This is a genomic window from Pseudomonas brassicae, from assembly GCF_010671725.1.
GTDB classification, from domain to species: Bacteria; Pseudomonadota; Gammaproteobacteria; order Pseudomonadales; family Pseudomonadaceae; genus Aquipseudomonas; species Aquipseudomonas brassicae.
In genome coordinates this window covers 1-7898 of sequence record NZ_JAAHBU010000202.1, presented here as the reverse complement: position 1 = coordinate 7898, position 7898 = coordinate 1, and the positions used below count along the sequence as shown (strand labels likewise).

Annotated in this window: 5 protein-coding genes and 3 pseudogenes; 7 read left to right on the top strand and 1 reads right to left on the bottom strand. The window is 66.3% G+C overall.

Annotation, left to right across the window (positions count from 1 at the left end; translation table 11 throughout):
• The 5 genes and pseudogenes from G3436_RS15120 to G3436_RS15100 all read left to right on the top strand — a co-directional run.
• Positions 1-639: pseudogene (locus tag G3436_RS15120) on the top strand (acyl-CoA dehydrogenase middle domain-containing protein); the annotation flags it as partial.
• 100 nt (positions 640-739) lie between these two features.
• Complete coding sequence (locus G3436_RS15115) at positions 740-1756, top strand: serine hydrolase domain-containing protein (protein ID WP_243667161.1); 1017 nt, start codon at positions 740-742, stop codon at positions 1754-1756.
• Positions 1753-2051 (top strand): annotated as a pseudogene (locus tag G3436_RS15110) (amidase). Before G3436_RS15115 ends, G3436_RS15110 begins: the two are co-directional and overlap by 4 nt.
• 45 nt (positions 2052-2096) lie before the next feature.
• Positions 2097-2678 (top strand): YceI family protein, encoded by a 582-nt coding sequence (locus G3436_RS15105; RefSeq protein ID WP_163946347.1) that lies wholly within the window; start codon positions 2097-2099, stop codon positions 2676-2678.
• A gap of 1 nt (position 2679) precedes the next feature.
• Positions 2680-3836, top strand: a pseudogene (locus G3436_RS15100) (phospholipase D-like domain-containing protein).
• Between the two features lie 98 nt (positions 3837-3934).
• On the opposite strand, the gene G3436_RS15095 reads toward G3436_RS15100, so the two are convergent.
• Positions 3935-5458: a fumarate hydratase gene (locus G3436_RS15095; protein WP_163946344.1), complete on the bottom strand. Its 1524-nt coding sequence runs from the start codon at positions 5456-5458 to the stop codon at positions 3935-3937.
• Between the two features lie 284 nt (positions 5459-5742).
• Here G3436_RS15095 and G3436_RS15090 point away from each other — a divergent pair, with 284 nt between their 5' ends.
• Positions 5743-6855 (top strand): diguanylate cyclase domain-containing protein, encoded by a 1113-nt coding sequence (locus G3436_RS15090; protein WP_163946341.1) that lies wholly within the window; start codon positions 5743-5745, stop codon positions 6853-6855.
• Entirely contained in the window at positions 6848-7786 is a 939-nt protein-coding gene (locus tag G3436_RS15085; RefSeq protein WP_163946338.1) for an iron-sulfur-binding ferredoxin reductase, read from the top strand. The genes G3436_RS15090 and G3436_RS15085 overlap by 8 nt, the downstream gene beginning before the upstream one ends.
• The last annotated feature ends 112 nt before the right edge of the window (positions 7787-7898 follow it).

Genomic DNA, 7898 nt, shown 5'->3' with positions numbered 1-7898 from the left:
GGCCGACCTGCACCTGCGCCTGGACGTGGACGCGCTGCGCCTGAGCGGCAGCAAGGACTTCGTCACCGCGGGCCTGGACGCCGACTGGCTGCTGGTGGCCGCCCGCAGCGAGCTGGCCGGCGAGGCTGCGCAATTGAGCCTGGCGGTGGTGTATCCGGGTGAACCCGGCGTACGCCTCGAACCCTTGCCGAGCCTGCCGTTGATGCCTGAAGTGGGGCATGCACGGCTGCACCTGGAGCAGGCCCTGTGCGAGCGCCTGGCCGGGGATGGCTGGGCAGCCTACGTCAAACCGTTCCGTTCGCTGGAAGACCTCTATGTGCTGAGTGCTGTGGTGGCCTGGCTGTACGGTGTCGGTCGCGCCAAGGGTTGGCCGCAGGCCGTGCAACTGCGCCTGATCGGCCTGCTGGCGGCTGCGCGGAGGGCAGCCGTCAATGTGCCGACGCGGTGGCGTGCCACCTGTTGCTGGGTGGTCTGTTCGCCCAGTTTTCGCACCTGGGCCCTGAGCTCGAGCAGGCCCTGGCGAGTACGCCGGGGCCGTTCGCCGAGTTGTGGCAGCGTGACCAGGGCATCCTGCAGATCGCCAGCGGCGCGCGGGCCAAGCGCTTGGCCAAGGCCTGGGCCAGCGCCGGACTGTCATGAAACCCTGCCAGGCTGGCCGTCTTCACCACCACGGGTAGCGGGCATGGGCAAGGCGGCATGGGTGCTGGGTGTACTGGGCAGTGGCTGGGCGTGCCTGGCCATGGCGCAGGCAACGGCGGCGTCGGGCCCGCACACGGCGATCGAGCAGTTGCAGGCCTACGCTTTTGCGCCGCGCGACGAGCAGACCCGTGCCGGGGTGCGCAGTGACGCACTGCTGGTGATGCGCGACGGGCGCATCGTGTATGAGCACTATGCAGCCCCCACCACCGCGCAGACCCCGCACCTGACCTGGTCGATCAGCAAGAGCGTGCTGGCCACACTGTTGGGCGTCGCCTTCGGTGAAGGGCGCTTCGCCCTCGACGATCCCGTTGCCCGATTCTACCCGCCCATGCAGGCGCACCCGCAGGTGCGCATGCGCGACCTGTTGCAGTGGGCCAGCGGCCTGCACTGGCAGGAAGACTATGAATACACGCCGCTCAAGTCGTCGGTGGTGGCGATGCTGTACACCCGCGGGCGCACCGACATGGCCGCCTTCACCGCCGGGCAGCCCGCCGCCGCTGCGCCCGGTGAGCACTTCGTGTATTCCAGTGGCGACAGCACTGTGCTGGCGGCGGCGCTCAAGGGCATGCTCGGTACGCGCTACGCCGAGTATCCCTGGCAGGCACTGTTCGCGCCGCTGGGTATCGACAGCGCGGTGTGGGAGCAGGATGGCGCGGGTACGCTGGTCGGCTCGTCCTACCTGTACCTGACGGCGCGCGACCTGGCGCGCGTCGGCCAGTTGATGCTGGACGACGGTCGCTGGCAGGGGCGGCCACTGCTGCCCGCGCAGTGGGTGGCCTTCAATCGCAGCGCCTTTGCCCGCGCGCCTGCCGTACCTGGCGAGGCCACGCCCGGCGGGCATTGGTGGCTCAATCAGCCCGTGGCTTCAGGCGAGCGGCCGTGGCCTGATGCACCGGCCGACACGTTCGCCGCGCTTGGCCACTGGGGCCAGGCTCTGTACGTGCTGCCCACGCAGCGCCTGGTGATTGTGCGCTACGGCGATGACCGCGACGGCACCTACCAGCACAACGCGCTGCTCAAACGCGTGCTGGCGGCGTTCGCCGAGGCCGCGCCGTGAAGCGCGCCTGTCTGCTGCTGTTGCTGGTGGCGGGGGCCTGGGCCTGGCACGAGCGGGCCGCGTTGGGGGGATTTTCCGGCGATCCTGAGTGCCTATTCAGCCAAGCAATACTGTTCGTGCCGCTATGTGATGGGGCTTTGACGGCGCCTACTGCCGCGCCTATGTGGCGCAGTACCTGCCGTTGTCGGGGTTGCAGGACGACCCGGCGGCACGCCAGGTCAGCGCCCAGGGCCTGGGGCGCAGCCACACGGCCCGGTGGCTGGGCCCGCGCGTGGGCTGTCGCTTGCTGCCATGAAGGCAGCCGGGTAAGGTTGACGGCTTTACGCGTCCAGGATTGTGCATGTTCAGTTTGCCCCGTATCGCTCTCGCCCTGCTGGCCCTGGCGAGCCTGCCCGCCCACGCCAACTGGCACCTTGACGGCGAGTCGTCGCGCCTGTCGTTCATCACCAGCAAGAACGGCAACGTGTCCGAGGTGCATCGGTTCCTGGTGCTGCATGGCAAGGTCGACCGCAAGGGCGCAGCCGAGCTGCAGATCGAGATGGACTCGGTCAACACCGGTATTCCGCTGCGGGACGAGCGCATGCGCAATGAACTGTTCGAAGTGGGCACGTTCCCCGACGCCACCATCCAGGCGCAGATCGACCTGCGCCCGATCAATGACCTGGCCAACGGTGCCCAGGTCGAATTGCGCCTGCCGGTGGTGGTCAGCCTGCATGGCAAGCAGCACAGCTACAACGCGCAACTGCTGGCCACGCGCCTGGACGAGCGGCGCTTCCAGGTGGTGACCCTTGAACCGTTGGTACTGAGCGCCGACCATTTCGACCTTGTGCCTGGCTTGGCGACCTTGCAGAAACTGGCGGGGCTCAAGTCCATCAATCTGTCGGTGCCGGTGGGTGCGGTACTGATCTTCACGGCGCGCTGACATGGCCGGGCCGGTGTTCCCCTGGCGTGCCGGCAATCACTTCGAACTGCTGATCGATGGTCCGGCGTTCTTCCCGCGCATGTTGCTGGCGATCGTACGTGCCGAGCAGCAGGTGGACCTGGAGTTGTACCTGGTGGAGGCTGGGGCCTGTGCCGAGGCGCTGGTGCAGGCACTGGTGCAGGCGGCCGAGCGCGGCGTGCAGGTGCGCTGCCTGTTTGACGACTACGGTTCGCTGGCCTTCACCCTGAGCCTGCGCCAGCGCTTGCAGGCGGCGGGGGTGGAGCTGCGCTGGTACAACCGGATCCGCTGGCGCCGTGGGCTGCGCAATCTGTACCGCGACCACCGCAAGTTGCTGGTGGTGGATCAGGCGTGGGCGGTGGTGGGGGGCACTGGCGTTACCGACCAGTTCTGGACCCCGGGCGAAGATGTCAGCGAATGGCACGAGGTGATGGTGCAGATGCAGGGGCCGCTGGTGGCTGACTGGCAGATGCTGTTCGACCGTCAGTGGCGCTCCAATCTGCGCCGTGTCGCCTGGCGACCGCCGACCCATTTCGGCTTGGCGCATTTGCCGCGGGTGCCGGTCGGTGGGCCGGGGTTGGGCCGAGTGGCCTACGCCGACGCCGTCAGCACCGGGACATCCTGCAGTCGCTGGTGCGTGCGCTGATCAGCAGCAAGCGTCGTATCTGGTTGGCCACGCCGTACTTCCTGCCGACCTGGAAGGTGCGCCGTGCGCTGCGCAAGGCGGCGGCGCAGGGCCTCGATGTGCGCCTGTTGCTGACCGGGCCGCGTACTGATCATCCCTCGGTGCGTTATGCCGGCCATCGCTATTACCCCCGGTTGCTGCGTGCGGGGGTGAAGATCTTCGAATACCAGCCGTGTTTCCTGCACCTGAAGATGGTGGTGGTGGACGATTGGGTAAGCATTGGTTCGTGCAACTTCGACCATTGGAACCTGCGTTTCAACCTGGAGGCCAACGTCGAGGCCATCGACCCGGGGCTGACGGCCGATGTGGTGGCCAGCTTTGAGCGTGACTTTGCCCAGAGCCGCCAGATCGACCTTGACGACTGGCACGCGCGGCCCTTGTGGAAGCGTGTGCAACAGCGTATCTGGGGGTGGTTGGACCGGGTGGTGGTGAACTTGCTGGACCGGCGTAACTGACAGTCTGTGGCAAGGCTGGGGGCGGTGATGGCACAGGCAAAAAAAAGCGGCAAGGGAGTGATCCCTTGCCGCTTTTTGTGACCACTCGACGTTGGCGCTTACTTCACTTCCACCGCCAGGCTCTGAGCAATCTTGCTCTGCCACAACGCCGGCCCGGTGATGTGCACCGACTCCCCGTTGCTGTCGACCGCTACGGTCACCGGCATGTCTTTCACGTCGAACTCGTAGATCGCTTCCATCCCCAGCTCGGCAAACGCCAGTACCTTGGACTTCTTGATCGCCTGGGCCACCAGGTAGGCAGCGCCACCCACGGCCATCAGGTAGACGGCCTTGTTGTCCTTGATCGCCTCGATCGCGGTCGGGCCACGCTCGGATTTGCCGATCATGCCCAGCAGGCCAGTCTGCTCCAGGATCTGACGGGTGAACTTGTCCATCCGCGTCGCCGTGGTCGGGCCCGCCGGGCCAACCACTTCTTCGCGCACCGGATCCACCGGGCCGACGTAGTAGATGAAACGACCCTTGAGGTCCACCGGCAGCTCTTCGCCACGGTTGAGCATCTCGACCATGCGCTTGTGCGCTGCGTCACGACCGGTCAGCATCTTGCCGTTGAGCAGGATGGTCTCGCCTGGCTTCCAGCTCTGCACGTCTTCTGGCGTCAGGCTGTCGAGGTCGACACGACGGGCCGAAGGGCCGGCTTCCCAGACGATTTGCGGGTAGGCATCCAGCGACGGCGCCTCCAGCTCTGCCGGGCCCGAACCGTCGAGCACGAAGTGCGCGTGACGGGTGGCGGCACAGTTGGGGATCATGCACACCGGCAACGACGCGGCGTGGGTCGGGTAGTCCATGATCTTGACGTCGAGCACGGTGGTCAGGCCGCCCAGGCCCTGGGCACCGATGCCCAGCTGGTTGACCTTGTCGAACAGCTCCAGGCGCATCTCTTCGATGCGGTTCTGCGGGCCACGCGCCTTGAGCTCGTGGATGTCGATGGACTCCATCAACACTTCCTTGGCCATTACCGCGGCTTTCTCGGCGGTACCGCCGATGCCGATGCCCAGCATGCCCGGTGGGCACCAGCCGGCGCCCATGGTCGGAACGGTCTTGAGCACCCAGTCGACGATCGAGTCGGACGGGTTGAGCATGGCCATCTTCGACTTGTTCTCGGAGCCGCCGCCCTTGGCCGCCACGTCCACTTCCACGGTATTGCCCGGGACGATGGAGTAGTGGATGACCGCTGGGGTGTTGTCCTTGGTGTTCTTGCGTGCGCCTGCCGGGTCGGCCAGGATCGAGGCACGCAGCACGTTGTCCGGCAGGTTGTAGGCGCGGCGCACGCCTTCGTTGATCATGTCGTCCAGGCCCATGGTCGCGCCATCCCAGCGCACATCCATGCCGACGCGCACGAACACGGTGACGATACCGGTGTCCTGGCAGATCGGGCGGTGGCCGGTGGCGCACATGCGCGAGTTGATCAGGATCTGGGCGATGGAGTCGCGTGCAGCCGGCGACTCTTCACGCAGATAGGCCTCATGCATGGCCTGGATGAAATCAACGGGGTGGTAGTACGAAATGAACTGCAGGGCGTCGGCAACGCTCTGAATCAGGTCGTCTTGCTTGATCACGGTCATGCAGCGCGCTCCTCTTAAAGACGGGAACATTCATTAAGGCAGGGCGACGCTCACGGGCCGAGGCGTCGCCACACCTTTCAAGGCACGCCGACCCGCAGTGGCCGACGCAAAAAAGGCGCGGCAGTATAGCGCGCATCGCACGCCGGTACACGCGCCAGTGCTGCCAACCAAGGTCGTCTGGCGTCAGGCACTGTTTTTGCGTGGAAAATAATCCGAACACGTCCTAAAGTGGCGTCTGCCCCTGTCCTATCCGCTGCCTTCGCCCGCGCCATGGTGAGTCATCCGTGACCGAAACCGCTCTGCAGAAGTTGCTCCTCAAACGTTTCCTGCTGGCCACCGGCAGCTACCTGCTGGTGTTGCTGCTGGTATGGATTACGGTGCTGGGCGACCACGTGCAGGTATCGCTCACGCTGATCAGCCTGAGCAGCGTGCTGTTGCTGGTCAACCTGGCCCTGCTCGGCTGGGTATTTGCCAGTGGGGCCAGCCTGCGTTGTCGCGACCCCAGCCTTACCGAGCTGCAGGTGCTGCTGGGGGTGGCCTGGCAAACCTGGCTGCTGGCCAATCTGGTCGAGGCGCGTGGCACCTTCCTGATGTTCTATCCGCTGATCCTGATGTTCGGCCTGTTCCACCTCGATGGGCGTGCGTTCACCCGCTGCGGGGTGTTGGTGCTGTGCAGTTTCATCGGCCTCAACCTGTGGGAAGCGCTCAGCGGGCGCCTGCACGACCGGGCACTGGCGGCCTTGCAGGTATGCACGCTGTTCGTGGTGCTCAGTTGGCTGTGCCTGTACGCGCGCTATGTGCAGGCCGCGCGCCAGCGCGTGCGTCAGCGCCGCATAGCCTTGCAGGCGCACCAGGACACCTTGCGCGCGATGATGGGGCAGTTGGAGACACTGGTGGCTACCGACGAACTGACCGGGTTGTTCAACCGTCGGCATTTTCTCGGCCTGGCCGGCCGTGCGCTGCAGTGCCTGCCGATGGGGTGCCGGCATGGCCTGGCGCTGATCGACCTGGACCACTTCAAGCGTATCAACGATGCCCATGGGCATGCGGCGGGCGATCAGGTGCTACAGGCATTTGCACGGGTGGCCGGCGGTTGCCTGGAGGAGGGCGCCGTGCTCGCGCGATATGGCGGCGAGGAGTTCGTGCTGTTGCTGCCCGATTGCACTGCCGAGGCCTTGCACGCCTGCTGCGAGCGCTTGCGCGTGGCGTTTGCCGGCGTCGACCCGAGGGCATTCGGCTTGCGCCTGGGGCCGTTGAGCCTGTCGGTGGGCATGACCTTGCTGACTGCTGGCGACGATCTGGACGCGGCGTTGCACCGTGCCGACCAGGCTCTGTACCGGGCCAAGCGCAGCGGGCGTGATCGTTGCCTGCCGGCGTGGGAGGTGGTCGATGCCTGAGGTGCGCGTGGGTGAACGCCGCTGGCAGGTGGCGGCGGGCAGCAACCTGCTCGATGCGCTCAACAGTGCTGGCGTGGCGGTGCCCTACAGTTGCCGTGCCGGCAGTTGCCATGCCTGCCTGGTACGTTGCCTGGAGGGTGAGCCGGCTGATGCCAGGCCCGAAGCGTTGAGCGAGGCGAAGCGCATGCAGGGCTGGCGTCTGGCTTGCCAGTGCCGGGTCGAGCAGGACCTGCAGGTGGTGGTGTTTGATCCGCAGCGTGACGGTGTGCCGGCGCGGGTGACGGCGCTGCAGTGGTTGGGCGCCGAGGTGCTGCGCGTGTGCGTGCAACCAGACACGCCGTTGCGTTATCAAGCCGGGCAGCATCTGGTGCTGTGGAATGCCCAGGGTGTTGCGCGGCCTTATTCGCTGGCCAGTGTGCCTGGTGAGGATCCAGGGTTGGCGTTTCACCTGGATTGCCGCTACGCCGGTGCGTTCTGTACCTCGGCGCGCGCGTTGCACGTGGGGGATGTGCTGCGTCTTGGCGAATTGCGCGGGGGCGCACTGCATTACGACCCGGACTGGCAGGCGCGCCCGCTCTGGCTGTTGGCGGCTGGCACCGGGCTGGCGCCGTTGTGGGGGATCTTGCGCGAGGCGCTGCGTCAGCAGCACCAAGGCCCGATCAGGCTGGTGCACCTGGCGCATACGCCGGCCGGGCATTACCTGGCCGGGCCGCTGGCCGAGCTTGCCAGGCAGTATCCGCAGGTGCAGGTGGAGTTGGTGACGCCGGTCGAGTTGCCGCAGGCGTTGGCGGCGTTGCGTCTGCCTTCGCGTCAGACGATTGCGCTGGCCTGTGGTTCGGCGGCCAGTGTGGAGCAGTTCGCGCGACGGATGTTCCTGGCAGGGTTGCCGCGTAATCAGCTGTTTGCGGATGTGTTTGTTGGTCATGCCTGACGGCTCATTGTCATGCGCAGCCCCATCAAGCGCCTGCGGCGTGTTGTTGATCTTGCTGTTGATCTTGATCTACCGCCCCTTGCAGAGGCCGAGCGGAGGTGTCGCGTGCCCC

Coding starts and splice junctions, on each gene's coding strand:
- G3436_RS15115 (WP_243667161.1), top strand. CDS start 740: ATGGCGCAGGCAACGGCGGCGTCGGGCCCGCACACGGCGATCGAGCAG.
- G3436_RS15105 (WP_163946347.1), top strand. CDS start 2,097: ATGTTCAGTTTGCCCCGTATCGCTCTCGCCCTGCTGGCCCTGGCGAGC.
- G3436_RS15095 (WP_163946344.1), bottom strand. CDS start 5,458: ATGACCGTGATCAAGCAAGACGACCTGATTCAGAGCGTTGCCGACGCC.
- G3436_RS15085 (WP_163946338.1), top strand. CDS start 6,848: ATGCCTGAGGTGCGCGTGGGTGAACGCCGCTGGCAGGTGGCGGCGGGC.